The sequence below is a fragment of the Haemophilus parainfluenzae genome (genome assembly GCF_003252725.1).
Lineage (GTDB): Bacteria > Pseudomonadota > Gammaproteobacteria > Enterobacterales > Pasteurellaceae > Haemophilus_D > Haemophilus_D parainfluenzae_L.
In genome coordinates this window covers 86,698-102,513 of record NZ_QEPO01000001.1, presented here as the reverse complement: position 1 = coordinate 102,513, position 15,816 = coordinate 86,698, and the positions used below count along the sequence as shown (strand labels likewise).

The 15,816-nt window shown below is 38.0% G+C and carries 12 protein-coding genes and 1 pseudogene; 6 read left to right on the top strand and 7 right to left on the bottom strand.

What is annotated here, in order from left to right; all coding sequences use genetic code 11:
* The first annotated feature begins 10 nt into the window (after positions 1-10).
* From frdC to DPV85_RS00565, 3 genes are all read left to right on the top strand, one after another.
* A complete protein-coding gene (gene frdC, locus DPV85_RS00575) occupies positions 11-421 on the top strand; it encodes a fumarate reductase subunit FrdC (protein WP_049381565.1) in 411 nt (136 codons plus the stop codon).
* An 11-nt stretch (positions 422-432) separates the two neighbouring features.
* Positions 433-777, top strand: coding sequence for a fumarate reductase subunit FrdD (gene frdD / locus DPV85_RS00570; RefSeq protein WP_111326399.1), 345 nt, complete (start codon positions 433-435; stop codon positions 775-777).
* A gap of 116 nt (positions 778-893) precedes the next feature.
* Positions 894-1,733 carry a MurR/RpiR family transcriptional regulator gene (locus tag DPV85_RS00565; RefSeq protein ID WP_014064787.1) on the top strand — a complete coding sequence of 280 codons (840 nt, stop codon included), beginning with the start codon at positions 894-896 and terminating at the stop codon, positions 1,731-1,733.
* Between the two features lie 37 nt (positions 1,734-1,770).
* Here DPV85_RS00565 and DPV85_RS00560 read toward each other — a convergent pair whose 3' ends face one another.
* Positions 1,771-3,681, bottom strand: a complete 1,911-nt coding sequence (locus tag DPV85_RS00560; protein ID WP_111326397.1) for a bifunctional 5-dehydro-2-deoxygluconokinase/5-dehydro-2-deoxyphosphogluconate aldolase — start codon at positions 3,679-3,681, stop codon at positions 1,771-1,773.
* 310 nt (positions 3,682-3,991) lie between these two features.
* On the opposite strand from DPV85_RS00560, the gene iolD reads away from it, so the two are divergent.
* From iolD to iolG, 3 genes are read left to right on the top strand one after another with little or no spacing between them, the layout of a single operon-like run.
* Entirely contained in the window at positions 3,992-5,938 is a 1,947-nt protein-coding gene (gene iolD / locus DPV85_RS00555) for a 3D-(3,5/4)-trihydroxycyclohexane-1,2-dione acylhydrolase (decyclizing) (RefSeq protein ID WP_111326395.1), read from the top strand.
* 52 nt (positions 5,939-5,990) lie between these two features.
* Positions 5,991-6,887 (top strand): myo-inosose-2 dehydratase, encoded by an 897-nt coding sequence (gene iolE, locus DPV85_RS00550; RefSeq protein WP_111326393.1) that lies wholly within the window; start codon positions 5,991-5,993, stop codon positions 6,885-6,887.
* Positions 6,888-6,889: 2 nt separating this feature from the next.
* The gene (iolG, locus tag DPV85_RS00545) at positions 6,890-7,900 is read left to right on the top strand and encodes an inositol 2-dehydrogenase (protein ID WP_111326392.1); all 1,011 of its coding nucleotides are present in this window, start codon (positions 6,890-6,892) and stop codon (positions 7,898-7,900) included.
* Between the two features lie 296 nt (positions 7,901-8,196).
* Here the strand turns inward: iolG and DPV85_RS00540 are convergent, their stop codons facing one another.
* The 6 genes and pseudogenes from DPV85_RS00540 to DPV85_RS00515 all read right to left on the bottom strand — a co-directional run bounded on the left by DPV85_RS00540 (position 8,197) and on the right by DPV85_RS00515 (position 15,736).
* Complete coding sequence (locus tag DPV85_RS00540) at positions 8,197-9,150, bottom strand: ABC transporter permease (RefSeq protein ID WP_111326390.1); 954 nt, start codon at positions 9,148-9,150, stop codon at positions 8,197-8,199.
* A 55-nt stretch (positions 9,151-9,205) separates the two neighbouring features.
* On the bottom strand, positions 9,206-10,717 hold the full coding sequence (locus DPV85_RS00535; protein ID WP_111326388.1) for a sugar ABC transporter ATP-binding protein: 1,512 nt from the start codon (positions 10,715-10,717) through the stop codon (positions 9,206-9,208).
* A gap of 60 nt (positions 10,718-10,777) precedes the next feature.
* A pseudogene (locus tag DPV85_RS00530) lies at positions 10,778-11,709 on the bottom strand (substrate-binding domain-containing protein).
* A gap of 78 nt (positions 11,710-11,787) precedes the next feature.
* Complete coding sequence (locus tag DPV85_RS00525) at positions 11,788-12,726, bottom strand: substrate-binding domain-containing protein (RefSeq protein WP_111326387.1); 939 nt, start codon at positions 12,724-12,726, stop codon at positions 11,788-11,790.
* Between the two features lie 270 nt (positions 12,727-12,996).
* Entirely contained in the window at positions 12,997-14,136 is a 1,140-nt protein-coding gene (locus tag DPV85_RS00520; protein ID WP_111326385.1) for a Gfo/Idh/MocA family protein, read from the bottom strand.
* 91 nt (positions 14,137-14,227) lie between these two features.
* Positions 14,228-15,736, bottom strand: coding sequence for a CoA-acylating methylmalonate-semialdehyde dehydrogenase (locus DPV85_RS00515; RefSeq protein WP_054419141.1), 1,509 nt, complete (start codon positions 15,734-15,736; stop codon positions 14,228-14,230).
* Positions 15,737-15,816 lie beyond the last annotated feature (80 nt).

The following is a 15,816-nucleotide window of genomic DNA, read 5'->3' as shown; positions in this document are numbered from 1 at the left end:
GGGGAAGAATATGTCAGTAACATTAAGTAAACGTAAAAAATATGTTCGCCCAATGACGGCTACTTGGTGGCAAAAATTGGATTTCTACAAAGCTTATATGGTGCGTGAAGCAACCTCTATCTTTGCTGTATGGTTCTGTATCGTATTGCTTTATGGCGTACTTTGCCTTGCAAGCAATCCTGTTCCAGGTCTAGGCATTATTGATTTCATTGGCTTCTTAAGAAATCCAATTGTGGTGTTCTTAAATATCATCACATTAATTGCGACTTTATATCACACTGCAACTTATTTTGTGATGACACCAAAAGTGATGAACATCATTGTTAAAAATGAACGTTTGCCACATCACGTGTTAAGAAATGCACTTTGGGCAGTTACAGCTGTGATTAGTGTTATCGCATTAATTTTAGTTTATATGTAGGGAGAGAAAAAATGGTCGATCAAAATCCAAAACGCTCTGGTGAACCGCCAGTATGGTTGATGTTTGGTGCTGGCGGGACTGTCAGTGCGATTTTCTTCCCTGTGGTAATCTTAATCCTTGGTTTATTGTTGCCATTCGGATTAATTGATCCACATAACTTAATTACATTCGCTTATTCTTGGATCGGAAAATTAATTATTTTAGTTTTAACAATTTTCCCAATGTGGTGTGGTTTACACCGTATCAATCATGCGATGCACGATCTTAAAATCCACGTGCCAGCAGGCGGATTTATCTTCTACGGCCTCGCAACCATTTACACTGTTTGGGTGTTATTTGCCGTATTAGGTTTGTAATTTAAAAATACTAAATTGATAAGTAAAAGTGCGGTCAAAAATGACCGCACTTTTTTCTTGAATTTTTCGTTCATCTCTATAAGATCTGAGAACATTTATTCTAAAAATAACTTTATATGAAAGAAAAATCTCAATTAACCAATTTACAAACAGAAATACAAACTCGTTACGATAGTTTAAGTAAAAGACTTAAACAAGTTGCAAAATATATCTTAGATAATAGCGACAGTATTGTTTTTGATACCGTTGCCGTTATTGCAGAAAAGGCTGATGTTCCTCCTTCAACGCTTATTCGTTTTGCTTCTGAATTCGGTTTTTCCGGTTTTAACGAAATGAAACAAATCTTCCGTGAAAATCTTATGGAAAAGACCACTAATTACACGGAAAGACTTCAACTTTCACATAAAATTGCTAAATCAGAAGGTGAAGAATCACCAGAAGATATTTTGACTATTTTCTCACAGGCTAATAGCCAAGCATTACATCAGTTAGCGGAACAAACTACAAATGAACAAATTAATGAAGCAGCCAAAATCCTCAAAGAGGCCAATAATATTTTTATCATTGGATTAAAGCGTTCTTTTAGTGCTGCCTGCTATTTAAACTATGCCTTACAACACTTAGATTGTCGTTCTTTTTTAATTAATGGATTAGGTGGAATGTTTGATGAGCAGCTTAATCAAGTCAAAGAAGGAGATGTTGTTGTCGCCATTAGTTTCTCACCTTATGCAGCCGAAACGGTTAATATTAGTAAAGTTTGTGCTAAAAAAGGGGTTAAACAAATTTCTATTACGGATAGCCAAATTAGTCCATTACTTGCATTTAGTGATATTGCATTTGTCATCAAAGAAGCACAAGTACTCGGCTTCCGTTCTCAGTGTTCAACAATGACCCTCGTGCAAACACTCGCAATTGTATTAGGTTTAGAAAAAGAAAAAGATAAAAACACCAAATAATAAAAATGCCCCAATATGGGGCATTTTACATTTACAATTATTGACGAGATTTCCAAAGTTTAATAAGTCTTCTGTATCTTTCACTCACTTCAGCAACAAGCCCATCATCTGTTAATTTTCCACTTAACCAATCTCCTGATGGTTGCCCGAAAATTGTTCGTCCTACAGCAAAACCTTTGACTAAAGGTGCATTAGCTGATGCATCAAATACTGCTTTAAACTTATCTTCCGGTGCATCCAAACCTAAAATCAAGATTCCACGGCAATATGGATCATTTGCTTGAATGACTTCGCTAATATGTGCCCAAGCTTTTGCTGAAACACCCGGTAATTTCCACCAATCCGGTTTAATGCCCAAATGATAGAAATGAGTAATAATTTCAGCATAGTATTCTTCATTTTGCTCCATATCTGAAGGTAAAATCACTTCTAATAGCAATTCATGCCCGGTTCGACAGCAAGCTTGATACACTTGTTTTAATATTGCATCTTGCTCTGTTTTCATTTCAATACTGTCTTTCGGATGGTAAAAGACCAAACATTTCACTACATGTTCTTGTGGCCAGGTTGCTAATTGACTACCTAAATCACCATATTCCAAACGTAATGGGCGAGAAGCTGGAAGTTCAATTGGACGTCCAATCCACCAATGTTTACCGGTAATTTCATTTAGTGCAGCTTGACCAAAAGTAGTATCGGCAAGAATTCCTGCTTGTCCATCATAAATTCCCTCTTCCTGTGCAGTTCTTTCTGCAGCTTGTAAGAGAAGTTGTTTCAATTTAGGAATTCGTTTGACATCTGCACCACATTTCTCAGCGAGATCAACTAACTGTTTGCGATGATCAAAAGCAAAGATACATAAATTATCCCATTTTGCTTTTCGGGTAGTGACTCGATGTAAATGATTTAATTGTGGATCTAAATCTGGACGAGGTACTGATTCTGCGCGAGCTAAGTAATTATCTAACTCGGCTTTTGTTGGCATTGCTGGAGCACAACCGTGGCGAGACACAACCAATGCACCACACGCATTTGCATAACGGCAAGATTGCTCCCAACCTTCATTATTAATGTAACCTCGAATGAGCCCTGACATGAATGCATCCCCTGCACCAAGCACGTTCAGCACTTCCACTCTCACGCCATAAACATTTAATCCACCATCCAAATCATCAGGGATATCCCCTTCAAATACTGAACAACCTAATGCGCCACGTTTACAAACCAAAACAGCATGGCTGAACTTACGCACATTTTTAAGTGCGGTTAATGTATCAGTTGAACCACCAGCAATATGAAATTCTTCTTCGGTACCCACGAGTACATCAAAATGATGTAATACTTCTTGTAACGATTTTGTCACTGCTTCTGAATCAATAAAGCGAGTTTCACCATCACCAAGAGAAGTTAGCCCCCATAATACTGGGCGATAATCAATATCTAACAAGCGTTTCGTATTATTTCTACCGGCATACTCTAATGCGGTTAACACGGCTTCTCTGGTTTTCGGGTGGGATAAATGAGTCCCTGTAATAGCTAATGCTTTAGCGGAGGCAATATAGCTTTCATCAAAGTCTTCTTTTGTAATAGCCATATCGGCACAATTTTCACGATAGAAAATTAATGGGAATGTATCCTGATCTTTAATACCTAAAATGACAAGTCCGGTTAGACGTTCTTTATCCGTAATGAGATGACTGGTATCTACGCCAACACGCTGTAATTCTTCACGCAAGAAACGGCCCATATGCTCATCCCCAACACGTGCTAGCATTGAGGATTTCACACCTTGCACAGCAGTTCCATAGGCAACATTACCTGAAGATCCACCTAGATATTTGGAAAAAGAAGATGTATCTTCTAATCTCGCACCAATTTGTTGCGCATAAAGATCAACAGCTACGCGACCGAGACAAATGAGGTCTAGTGTTTTTTCTACCGTTTTCATAATGCCATTCCTTCTAATTAATAAAGTTGCTTCGCTAATACAAATTGAAACATATATTTCAAAAAAAGCAATAACGAAATTTCATTTTTTAGATATTAATTACAAAATCAATATCTAAAAACTGTTCTACTACATCTAAAACAATCCTGTTTACTACACTGTCTAACCTTCATTTATAAAATCGAATTCTCGAGCTAAAAAAAAATTTGATCTATGTCTCAAAAATGAAATTTTTATTTCAAAAATATTTAAAATTAGAAGAATGCTTATATACTAGCACTAATGCAAGTTACCCTAAAAGGAGATTACAATGAAAACTGTAAGACTAACTGTGGCACAAGCGCTAATAAAATTCCTTGATAATCAATATATTGAGTTTGACGGTAAAGTCACTAAATTTGTTGAAGGTATCTTTGGTATTTTTGGACATGGCAATGTATTAGGTATTGGTCAAGCATTAGAACAAGACAGCGGTAATCTCATCGCTCGTCAAGGGCGTAATGAACAAGGTATGGCTCATGTGGCCATTGGTTTTGCAAAGCAAAATCTACGCAAAAAAATTTATGCTTGCACCTCTTCTGTTGGACCTGGAGCGGCCAATATGATTACAGCAGCTGCAACCGCAACAGCTAATCGTATTCCACTTCTTCTTTTACCGGGTGATGTGTTTGCAACCCGCCAACCTGATCCTGTTTTACAACAAATTGAGCAATTTCACGACTTAAGCATTAGCACAAATGATGCATTTAAAGCAGTAAGCAAATATTGGGACCGTGTTAGCCGTCCTGAGCAATTGATGACTGCCTGTATTAATGCCATGCGAGTATTAACTGACCCAGCAGATACCGGTGCAGTAACTCTTGCGCTACCTCAAGATGTTCAAGCTGAAGCCTATGATTTCCCTGAATATTTTCTACAAAAACGGGTTCACAGAATTGAAAGAACACTACCAACTGAGCCGATGTTGAAATCTGCTATTGAGCTTATTATGAGCTCGAAAAAACCATTAATTATTTGTGGTGGTGGTGTGCGTTATTCAGAAGCCGCAGAACAACTCAAGCACTTTGCAGAAACATTCCATATTCCTTTTGCAGAGACTCAAGCGGGTAAAAGTGCGGTCGTTTCTGAACATAGTTTTAACGTTGGTGGTGTAGGCGAAACAGGTTGTTTAGCCGCTAATCTCTTGGCAAAAGAGGCTGACCTCATTATCGGTATTGGTACTCGCTATACGGATTTCACAACTTCCTCTAAATGGATCTTCCAAAATCCAGAGGTAAAATTCCTAAATGTTAACATTGCCCGTTTTGATGCTTATAAATTAGATGGCATTCAAGTGGTTGCTGATGCGAAAGAAACGTTAGAAAAACTTACCGCACTTCTCTCGCCAACAGGTTATCGCTATCGTGCTCAATGGGGCAATTCAATTAGTGAAGCTAAAGCACAATTTAAACAGGAATTACAACGTATTTATCACGCGACTTACACTGAAAAAGATTTCATCCCAGAAGTAAATGATGCCTTGGATCGAGAAAAAGTTTATGAGGAATTTATTAAGCTTACTCAATCTTGCTTAACACAAAGCCGTGTTCTAGGCATTCTCAATGAGACCTTAGGTGAAAACGATATCATTGTTGGAGCTGCTGGTAGCTTACCTGGCGACTTGCAAAGAGCGTGGCAATCTAAAGGCGAAAATACCTATCATTTAGAATATGGCTATTCTTGTATGGGCTATGAAGTCAATGCGGCTTTAGGCGCAAAATTAGCTCAACCAGAAAAAGAGGTTTATGCCTTATTGGGTGATGGCTCTTATATGATGCTTCATTCTGAACTTGTCACATCCGTACAAGAAAATAAAAAAATTAACGTAGTTTTATTCGACAATATGACTAACGGATGTATTAACAACTTACAAATCGGCAATGGTATGGATAGTTTTGCGACAGAATTCCGTTTCAGAAATCCACAAACTAACAAATTAGATGGTGGATTCGTACCTGTCGATTTTGCCATGAACGCTGCTTCTTACGGATGTAAGACATACAAAGTCACAACAGAAGAAGAATTGTACGCCGCCTTAGCCGATGCTAAAAAACAAAATGTTTCCACCTTAATTGATATCAAAGTACTACCAAAAACCATGATCCATGGCTATGGTAGCTGGTGGCACGTCGGCGTAGCAGAGGTTTCTAAAAAAGAGACTATCCGTAAAGCTCATGAAAATAGTGTGAAACACATTAACGAAGCGAGACGCTATTAGTCAAAGACTTGATTTATCTCCAATTTAACCACTCTTTCGAGAAGGAAATACTATGAAAGCTGAAAACGTGAAATTAGGTATCGCGCCAATTGGTTGGACTAACGATGACATGCCTGATCTTGGCAAAGAAAATACCTTTGAACAATGTGTTAGTGAAATGGCGCTGGCCGGTTTTACTGGATGCGAGGTCGGAAATAAATATCCGCGCGATGTGGAAGTGCTAAAACACAAATTGAGTGTTCGTGGAATTCAAATTTGTAATGCTTGGTTTAGTACCTTTTTTGTAGATGGCAAAAAAGAAGAAACGATCAAAGAATTCATTAAACATCGAGATTTTCTTCATGCTATGGGAGCCAAGGTTATTGGCTGTTCCGAACAAAGCCGTAGTATCCAAGGCACAACAAAAGCTGTTTTTAAAGAAAAAACTGTTTTTACTGAAGAAGAATGGCAACTCCTTGCTGAGGGCTACAATGAACTAGCCAAATTAGCAGCTGAAAAAGGGATGAAAGTATGCCTACATCATCACATGGGTACAGGTATTCAAACTCCAGCTGAAATTGATAAATATATGGCTGTCGTTAACGATGACGTGTATTTGTTATTTGATTCAGGTCATATCTATTATTCTGAAGGCTCACAAAAAGCGATGCTAGACGTATTAGAAAAATACATCGACCGAATTTGCCACGTGCATTTAAAAGATGTGCGTGATGAAGTCGTTGCTGAAGTAAAAGCAAATGATCTTAGCTTTTTAGAAGGTGTTCGCAAAGGCACATTCACCGTACCAGGTGATGGTGTAATCGATTTCAAACCAATTTTTGATATTCTTGAAAAACACAATTATAAAGGCTGGATGGTGGTTGAGGCAGAACAAGACCCTGCCATCGCTAACCCATTTGAATACGCCGTCAAAGGCCGTAAATACATTAAAGAAACAGCGGGGATCTAATTATGATTAAAGTAGGTATTATTGGCGCCGGTCGTATTGGTCGCGTACATTCTGAAAGTATTACAAAATATGTGAAGGGCGCTGAAATTAAAGCAATTTCTGACGTCAGAGTAACGGATGAGCTCAAACAATGGGCAAAAGGCATGGGCATTGCTCATGTTTATGAGGATTACAAACAAATTCTACAAGACCCGGAAATTGATGCTGTATTAGTCTGTTCATCTACCAATACCCATGCGCCAATTTCTATTGAAGCTGCTCGAGCAGGCAAACACATTTTCTGCGAAAAACCAGTTGATGCAGATGTCAATCGCATCAAAGAGGTGTTGGTTGAAGTGGAGAAAGCTGGCGTAAAATTCCAGGTTGGCTTTAATCGCCGCTTTGACCATAACTTCAAAGCGATTAAAACTCGTGTAGAAAATGGTGATATTGGTGAACCACACTTAATTCGAGTAACCTCTCGTGACCCTGATGCACCACCAATTGAATATGTAAAAGTATCTGGTGGAATGTTCTTCGACATGACCATTCATGACTTCGACATGATTCGCTATTTATCTGGTAGTGAGGTTGTAGAAGTGTATGCAGCTGGTGGTGTGCTGGTCAATCCAGAAATCGGTAAAGTTGGCGATATCGACACGGCTGTTATCACCTTAAAACTTGCTAACGGCGCTATTGGCGTGATCGATAATAGTCGAAAAGCAGTTTACGGTTACGATCAACGAGCTGAAGTATTCGGCTCAAAAGGTGCGGTGCAAACTCGCAATGATACCGATTCTACTGCGGTTTATTCCTGTGAAGCCGGTGTGATTGCCGAGAAACCTAAATACTTCTTCTTAGAACGTTATATGCAATCTTTTGCTGACGAGATGGCTTGTTTTGTTGATTCCGTAGTGAACGACAAACCGACTTTAGTGAATGGTAATGATGGGTTGCAACCAGTGATTATCGCACTTGCGGCTAAACGTTCATTAGATGAAGGACGCCCAGTTAAATTAGCAGAAATCGCTTAGAACTAAACATATAAATATGGAAAGAGACCTAAAGAAATTTAGGTCTTTTTTATATCCTAAAACGACAAAAAATGGTGAGAAACATTCCCTCATTTACCATAGAGATTTTGTTGCCAATAAGTCCAATTAGCATTTCAGATAATTACTACATCATTTCAAAAACATCCTCTTTTTTGACCGCACTTTTCTTAATAAAAACGTATATATGTATTATTCTCTTTATGCTTTAAATCTTAATTCAAATAAAAAGGCTACCATAGGTAGCCTTTTCTGAAATCAATAGATATTTGTCTACATTACCCTTTTTTGCGACGTTTTAAGGTATCAAGTAATACTGCGATTACAATAATTGCCCCTTTAACAATTTGTTGCCAGTATGGATCCACACCTAACATATTTAAGCCTTTATTGGTGGTACCGATAATTAAAGCCCCAATCACACACATTGGAATCGTACCAAAACCTCCACTTAAAGAAACCCCACCAATAACTGCTGCTGCGATAGCATCAAGCTCCCAAGCCAAACCGTAAGATGGGTTACCAGCATAGGTTCGTGATGCAAGTAAAGCACCCGCTAATCCAGATAATGCACCACCTAGAATATAAACCCAAATTAATGTTCTATTTGTGTTAATACCACAGATTTTAGCTGCATTCAGGTTTCCACCTACTGCATAAACATGACGACCAAAGGTTGAACGGCTAAGTAAAATATGAGAAGCGATTACAATTAAGATATACAGCAAGACCAGCCCAGGAAGTCCAAAAATATTTACATCCGCAATCCAGGTAAATGCTTCTGAAGAGGCATCAATTGGACGACCATCAGAGTAAAGCTGTGCGGCACCACGTGCAATAATCATCATACCTAAAGTTGAGATAAACGGCGGAATACCACCAAGCGCTGTAAATCCACCATTAAACAATCCCAATAAAGCACCAATTAAAATTGATGCAGCAAAAGCCAATAGCGCTGATGATACGCTATCGCCACCAGTTACAATTGAAGCAGAAACGACTGCTGTAAGCGCCACCACAGAACCAGATGATAGATCGATACCCGTTGTGATAATGATGAAGGTTACACCAATTGCAATAATACCAAACATGGATACTTGTTCGATAATACTCCATACTGTTCTAGCTGAAAAAAAGCCGTCTATCGAAACAGACAATGCCAAAAAGAGAAGAATTAAAATTAAGACCATTCCATACGCATTAATCATTTTCTTCAGTGTCACGTTTTCCATAATAAACCTCTCACTTTTTTAATCTTAATAAATAAACTATTCTAATTAATAGACGCTAACCCGAAGCTAATTCAAGTACTCGCTCTTGAGTCAATTCTGTATGTGGAATGATGCCAACTTGATGCCCTTCATGCATAACCATAACGCGATCACTCATTGATAAAAGCTCCAACATATCTGACGTAATCATAATGATTGTTTTACCTTGTTTTGATAACTCAACCATCAATTTATAGAGCTCAGCTTTAGCCCCTACGTCAATCCCTTTCGTTGGTTCATCTAAAATCAAAATTTCAGGCTCTAGTAATAACCAACGAGCAAGCAATACTTTTTGTTGGTTACCTCCAGACAGATTATTCGTAATCACATCCACATTTGGCGCTTTTATTTTGAGTTTTGTTTTTTGTTCATTTGCCGTTTTTTGTGCTCTTGCAACAGATACGAGAAAATTCTCTAAATAAGGCGACATTTCAGGCATGATCATATTGTCTGTAATGCTCAGATTTAGGAACAAGCCTGTCAATTTTCTGTCTTCAGTTACAAAGCCAATTTTATGCTTCATGGCATCTAGTGGATTATTAATAATCGCTTTTTCGCCTTTAATATAAATCTCACCACTATCCGCAGGTTTATAACCAAATAAGCCTTCTACAATTTCTGAACGACCTGCTCCAACTAATCCAGCAATTCCAAAGATCTCACCTTTACGTACAGCAAAATTAATATCTTGATATTTTCCTTCTCGGGTAAAATGTTTAATTTCTAAAACAATCTCATCAGATAACTCAAAACGCTCACGTTGGAACATTTCTGACATATCACGGCCAACCATCATGGAAATGAGTTGTTCTTTGGTCACTTCTTTTGTTGGCTTCGTATCCACATATTGACCATCGCGAATTACCGTGATCTCATCAGACACTCTAAAAACTTCATCTAATTTGTGAGAGATGAAGATAATCGCAATGCCTCTTGCTTTAACCGTCTCAATAATGCGATAAAGTTGATCTACTTCATTTTCAGTTAATGCCGTTGTTGGCTCATCCATAATGATCACTTTCGCATCATTAGAAACGGCTGTCGCAATCGCAACCAACTGAGCTTTTGCGACCGATACATCGGACATTTTTTCTGTAACATCCATTGGCACACCAAGTTCTTTTAAAATAGCGGAAGCTTGCTCATTCATTGCTTTTTGATTAAGGAAAAATTTACCTTTCGTTATTTCTCGACCTAAATAAAAATTATCCGCAATCGTCAAATTAGCAGCAGGAGAAATTTCCTGAGGCACCATAGTGAGACCTCGACGAATTGCATCAATAGGGCGTCCCGGTTTAAAAGGTTTATCATCTAGAATAAGTTCTCCACCTTCATCAGGAATATAAATTCCATATAGAATTTTCATCAATGTGGATTTACCAGCTCCATTTTCCCCCATCAGAGCATGAACACTTCCACGCTTGACCCGGAGATTGATCTGATCTAATGCCTTAACCCCAGGAAATGTTTTCGATACATTTCTCATTTCTAAAATATAGGGAGAATTTGAGCTATTACTATTCGTCATGTTTAACTCCTTGACTCGGTAAAAATAAATACGGAAATAACGTTATAAAGTGCGGTCAATTTACTCCTTATATTTGTTGATATATTGTTCCTTCATTTCTGGGGTAACCAATTCAAAAGGAATCCAGTTATATTTGAGAACGTCTTCACCAAGCGCAGCCTTGTAGGCCATTTCTGCACTCAATCGTCCTTGTCCTGATGCAGATTGATAAACGGTAGCATCTAATCCGTTACCTAAATAAGCTAAAGCATCTGGTGTTGCATCAATTCCTACAATGAGTATGTCTTCATCTTTAAAGCCAAGTTTCTTTGCAGCCAATAAAGCCCCTATCGCCATTTCATCATTATTGCTTAGAATTACATTTGTATCTCGGTGAGCTGAAAGCAAGTTTTCTGCGACTTCCATCCCCTTAGCTCTATCCCATTTTGCTTCTTGTTCTGCGACCACTTTGATTTCAGGATGCTGTGCAAAGATCTTTTTATTACCCTCTGTTCGTTTAATTTGAGCTTCTAAACCCAACGTCCAAGTAAAATAATGGCTTTAGCTGGTTTACCATCCAATGAATTAACAATAAATTCTCCCTGCATTTCACCACTTTTAATTTCTTCAGAACTAACGTAGCTCGCTACATATTGCATGTCTTCTTCATTCGGTTTCACTGTTACCACAATTAAAGGAATCTTCGCTTTTCTTGCTTTTAATCCAATGGCTTTTACGATCTTTTGATCTGTTGGCATAATGATCAAAGCATCAACCTTCGAATCAATAAAATTTTCCACATCATTTAACATCTTGGCGGGATCGCCATTTGCATCGGCATATTTAAATTTAAGGTTAGATTGGGAGGCGACAAACTTATCCATGGAATCCTGCAAATAAGTAGGATATTTATCTGCAAGGCTATACATTGAAACGCCAACTACTATCGACTTGGCTAAAATAACTGGGGCAAAAAAGAGACTAATAACTAAAATGCATACCTTTTTTAACATTGTTCATCCCTCCATTAATAAATCTCTTTAGCTTTAACCGGAAGGGTTATCACCCTTCCGTTATTTAGATGAGAAAATCTATTTTTTATATCTCGCTTGATATTCCTCTTTTTTATCTGGTGTAACGAGTTCAAAAGGTACCCATTTCACAGCTGGAACTTTTTCACCTTTTGCAGCAAGGTAGGCCATTTCAGCCCCCGCAGAACCTTGTCCTGCAGCTGATTGGAATACTGTTGCATCTAATCCTTTACCTAAATAATCTAATGCATCAGGTGTTGCATCAAGACCAACAATAATTAAATCTTCATCTTTAAGACCTAATTTTCTGCCTGCTAATACCGCCCCAATCGCCATTTCATCATTATTACTAACAACAACATTTAAGTTTTTATTTGCCGCAAGTAAGTTTTCTGCAATTTCTAGGCCTTTAGCTCTATCCCATTTACCTTCTTGTTCAGTAAAAATTTTAATATTTTTATGCTGACCAAAAATTTCCTTATTGCCTTGTGTACGCTTAATTTGAGCATCTTGACCTAAAGGTCCCATCAAGATTGCAGCTTCAGCAGGGTTACCTTTTAAGGTATCAACAATAAAGTTAGCTTGAATACGTCCACCTTCGATTTCATCCGATCCTACATAACTAGTAACGTACTGCATATCTTCATCTAATGGTTTACGATTGATAATAATGAGAGGGATACCGGCTCGTTTAGTTTTTTTGCCAATAACCTTAACAATATTTGGATCTGTTGGAACAACAAGTAATGCATCAACTTTTTGATCGATAAATGTTTCTGCATCATTTAATAAACGAGCGGGGTCACCATTCGCATCTGCGAGTTTAATTTCCACATCATCATGTGCTTTATCAAACTCACGAATGGCATCTTGAAGATAGGTTTGCCATTTATCAGAAAAGGCAACCATTGGTGCACCAATCACAACATTTTTAGCGATAACAGCTTGAGACGTTAATAAAACTCCACCACAAAGTAACGCAAGCAATGTTTTTTTCATAATGCTACTCCCTTTATTAGTTAAACGAATAACAAAGACTGAAATACAGCTATACTCTCACAGTATGCGAATATAAATTTCATCGAGGTACAAATTGGAATAAATCATCCAACACTATCTATATCATTAAAAGAAGATTTTCTGCAACTGTCATTTTTTGAAAGTGTGAAGTAGATCTTACTTTTTAGTCGAAAATATTTACTATTCGCAAAATCTTCCGATTAATAATAAAAAAATAAGGGGCACTATAATTGAATGCCCCTCATCGAATTACGCTATTTCTTCCACATTTACCCAACGTTTTTGGTGATACGATAATGCTATTGCATCTAACACGCGAGACACCTTATATCCTTCTTCAAAATCAGGATATAAAACACCTTCAGGTGAAGCTAAACCATTTACTAAATCTCTGATCTCCACCGTTTTCTGATCGTTAAAACCAATGCCATGACCTGCGCTCACACAAAAATTCTTGTAATCAGGATGCAATGGTCCAGTAAGGATTGTTTTAAATCCTTGTCTTGCTGGATCTTCATCATGTAAATAAAGCTTTAATTCCGCCATTCTTTCTTGAGTATAAGAAATACTGCCTTTTGTCCCCGTAATCACATAGCTCAGTCCCATTTTTCGTCCACATGCAATTCGAGACGTTTCAATAGTTCCCATGCATCCATTATCAAATCGAACCAATGCTGTCGCCTGATCTTCATTCTCAACATCTAAACGCTCTTGTAAATTATGAGGATTTGGGCGATTTTTAATTACTGTTTGCATATCTCCGATAACAGCCCGAATATCCTGCCCTAATAAATACTGAGACATCTGCACAATATGAGCGGCTAAATCTCCCAATGCACCTAGTCCTGCTTTTTCTTTCACGCAATGCCAATCCAATGGTGTATTTTCATTAGCTAAGTAATCTTCATTATGAGTACCATAAAAATGCACTACTTCTCCAATTTCACCATTAGCAATAATTTCTCTGGCTAATTGAGTAGTTGGATTCTTTATGTAATTAAACCCAACCAGGGTCTTAACATTTGCTTTCTTCGCCGCTTCATACATTAATTTGGCATCTTCTGCAGTGAGAGCTAGCGGTTTTTCAGAGTAAACATGTTTACCATTGGCAATGGCTGCTAATGCAATTTCTTTATGAAGAAAGTTTGGAGTGCAAATATCTACTACATCCACATTTGGATCTTGCACAATATCCCTCCAATCGCCCGTAAAACGATTAAAACCGAATTCTTTTGCCTTTTTCTCTGCTAATTCAGGTGTAATCTCGGCTAAATATTCCAGAACCAATTCAGCGTCAAGTGGGAATACTGTTGGTGCCTGAGCATAAGCAATAGCATGGCAACGACCGATATACCCAGTACCAACCAAACCAATACGAACCTGTTTCATACGATATCCTTACTATTTATTGCATAGAACAAGAGGAGATAACGTCCTCAATACGATTATCTCCTCTTCATGATTTAAAAAATTATGTTAATTAAAGTGTCGGCATACTAAATGCAGCATTTTCAATTACATATTTATTTGGCCAACGTGTTGTTGTTGTTTTCATCTTCGTATAGAAACGAACACCGTCTGGTCCATAAACGTTCAAGGTACTGTAAGATGAATGTTTCCAACCACCGAAGCAATGGAATGACATTGGTACTGGAATTGGCACGTTAATACCCACCATACCTGCCTGAACGTGATATGCAAACTCACGAGCAGCACCACCATCAGAGGTAAAGATAGCTGTACCGTTTCCATAAGGGTGTTCATTAATTAACTTCATTGCTTCTTCAAAGCTTTTTGCTCTGACGATACCTAATACAGGTCCAAAGATCTCTTCTTTATAAATCACCATATCAGAAGTGACATTATCGAACAAGGAACCACCGATAAAGAAACCATTCTCATGACCAACTGGTTTTTTACCTCGACCATCAACAATAAGTGTTGCACCTTCTTCCACACCGGTTGTAATGTAATTTGTCACATTATTGAGATGTTGCTGAGTAATTAATGGACCAAAATCCATCTCTTTTTCACCATCTTTTGGAATACCTGGACCATAACGCAGTGCTTCTACTTTCGGTTTTAAAGCTGCCACTAATTTATCTGCAGTTTCATCGTCAATCGTAACAGCCAATGCTAACGCCATACAACGCTCACCCGCAGCACCAAATGCCGCACCTAATAAAGCATTTGCGGTAGATTCAATATCTGCATCCGGCATGATTAATGCATGGTTTTTCGCTGCGCCAAAAGTTTGTACGCGTTTGCCGAATTCAGAACCAACTTTATATACATGTGCTGCAGCTGGTGTAGAACCCACAAAACTCACAGCATGAACACGCGGATCACGCAATAAAACTTCATTATCATGACGATCACCATGTACCACATTAAATACGCCATCTGGTAAACCTGCTTCTTTTAACAGTTCAGCCAAACGAATAGATAAGGAAGGATCTGCTTTAGCTGGTTTTAAAATAAAAGTATTACCGCAAGCTAATGCAATTGGGAACATCCACATTGGAACCATTGCAGGGAAGTTAAACGGCGTAATACCAACAGTTACCCCTAGTGGTTGCAAAGATGAATGAATATCGATGCCGCGTCCTGCTTGCTCTGAAAATTCACCTTTTAATAAATGAGGAATACCGCATGAGAATTCAACAACTTCCAAACCACGAGTCAATTCACCACAAGCATCAGAATAAACTTTACCATGCTCCTCTACAATTAAACGTGCTAATGAATCCCAATCTCTTTCCAATAATTCTTTAAACTTAAACATAATCCGGGCACGACGTAGCGGAGAGGTTGCTGACCAATCAGCAAAAGCTTTATGTGCTACTTCGATAGCTTCATTTACATCATCCGGAGTACTCATAATCACTTGGCGAATTTGCTCACCTGTTGCAGGATTATAAATTGGATGCGCTTTTGTCCCTCTGCTTGGCACTTGTTTACCATTAATAAAGTTATAAACAGTTTCCATTTTGAACTCCTTCATACAGTTTCAGAAATTAAGATGCGACAAATGAATAACAACTTGCATAAAAAACAATACTCATTCTT

Bases quoted from the DNA above. Each gene is read 5' to 3' on its own strand.
- frdC (WP_049381565.1), top strand. From the start codon at position 11: ATGTCAGTAACATTAAGTAAACGTAAAAAATATGTTCGCCCAATGACG.
- frdD (WP_111326399.1), top strand. From the start codon at position 433: ATGGTCGATCAAAATCCAAAACGCTCTGGTGAACCGCCAGTATGGTTG.
- DPV85_RS00565 (WP_014064787.1), top strand. From the start codon at position 894: ATGAAAGAAAAATCTCAATTAACCAATTTACAAACAGAAATACAAACT.
- DPV85_RS00560 (WP_111326397.1), bottom strand. From the start codon at position 3,681: ATGAAAACGGTAGAAAAAACACTAGACCTCATTTGTCTCGGTCGCGTA.
- iolD (WP_111326395.1), top strand. From the start codon at position 3,992: ATGAAAACTGTAAGACTAACTGTGGCACAAGCGCTAATAAAATTCCTT.
- iolE (WP_111326393.1), top strand. From the start codon at position 5,991: ATGAAAGCTGAAAACGTGAAATTAGGTATCGCGCCAATTGGTTGGACT.
- iolG (WP_111326392.1), top strand. From the start codon at position 6,890: ATGATTAAAGTAGGTATTATTGGCGCCGGTCGTATTGGTCGCGTACAT.
- DPV85_RS00540 (WP_111326390.1), bottom strand. From the start codon at position 9,150: ATGGAAAACGTGACACTGAAGAAAATGATTAATGCGTATGGAATGGTC.
- DPV85_RS00535 (WP_111326388.1), bottom strand. From the start codon at position 10,717: ATGACGAATAGTAATAGCTCAAATTCTCCCTATATTTTAGAAATGAGA.
- DPV85_RS00525 (WP_111326387.1), bottom strand. From the start codon at position 12,726: ATGAAAAAAACATTGCTTGCGTTACTTTGTGGTGGAGTTTTATTAACG.
- DPV85_RS00520 (WP_111326385.1), bottom strand. From the start codon at position 14,136: ATGAAACAGGTTCGTATTGGTTTGGTTGGTACTGGGTATATCGGTCGT.
- DPV85_RS00515 (WP_054419141.1), bottom strand. From the start codon at position 15,736: ATGGAAACTGTTTATAACTTTATTAATGGTAAACAAGTGCCAAGCAGA.